Below are 846 nucleotides of genomic sequence, written 5' to 3' on the forward strand. Positions count from 1 at the left end.
CGATGCCGGAATGCTGCGGACCTGCTTGTAATAGTCCCACGGCGCCTTGCTCTCCGCCGGACCTTTCACCTGGTACAGGTCGAGGTCGTACAGCACGCGGCCGTCCTTGCGGATGCTGCCGGGGGTGCCGAAATAGTCTGTCGGCATCGCCTTCATCGCGGCGGTCACCGGTTCGGCCTCGGTGGTGCCCGCCGCCTCGACGCCCTTCAGCCAATGCAGGGTGGCGAGATAGGTGTTCGCCTGCTCCTTGGTCGGCATCTTGCCGTGGCGGTCGAAGAAGCGCTTGGCCCAGGCGCGCGTCCGGTCGTTCTTGTCCCAATAAAAGCCGCTGGTGACGTACAGCCCCTTGGCAAGGTCGGCCGGCGCAGCGGAGCGAGCAATTGAGCTTTGTCCTGTCGTCCGCCGTCCGTGCCCTGTCGCTGATCGCCGCCCTGGCCGTTTCCGCTCCGGCTTTCGCCGCCGAACCCGCGCCGGCGGCCGGTTGCCAGCTGCCGCGGGGCGCGTCGGCGCTGTCGGTGCCCCTGACGCAGCTGTCGCAGCGCATCGCGGCCGGGATGCCGATCCGGATCGTCGCCATCGGCTCCTCCTCCACCGCCGGGGCGGGGGCGAGTTCGCCCGACAGGGCCTATCCGGCCCGGCTCGACCATTATCTGAGCGAACGGTTCCGCAACGCCGACATCGCGGTGCTGAACCGCGGGATCAACGGCGAGACCGACGACCAGACCGAGACGCGGATCGAGGCCGACGCGCTGGGCGCCAAGCCCGATCTGGTGATCTGGCAGGTCGGCGCCAACACGGTTCTGCGCGACGGCGACCAGTCCTTAAGCGAACGCTCGGTGCGGCAGG

The 846-nt window shown here is 68.9% G+C and carries 2 protein-coding genes; one reads left to right on the forward strand and one right to left on the reverse strand.

Annotated elements, in window-relative coordinates:
- Window positions 1-381 (reverse strand): ABC transporter substrate-binding protein (locus tag I71_RS10980; RefSeq protein ID WP_148294213.1); only part of this gene is annotated, 381 nt, incomplete at its 3' end.
- Between I71_RS10980 and I71_RS10985 the strand changes: the two genes are divergently transcribed.
- On the forward strand, window positions 381-846 hold a 466-nt coding region (locus I71_RS10985; protein ID WP_244433760.1), incomplete at its 3' end, for an SGNH/GDSL hydrolase family protein. The two genes, I71_RS10980 and I71_RS10985, sit on opposite strands and share 1 nt — an antisense overlap.

This window comes from Azospirillum sp. B506, from assembly GCF_000333595.1.
GTDB lineage: Bacteria > Pseudomonadota > Alphaproteobacteria > Azospirillales > Azospirillaceae > Azospirillum.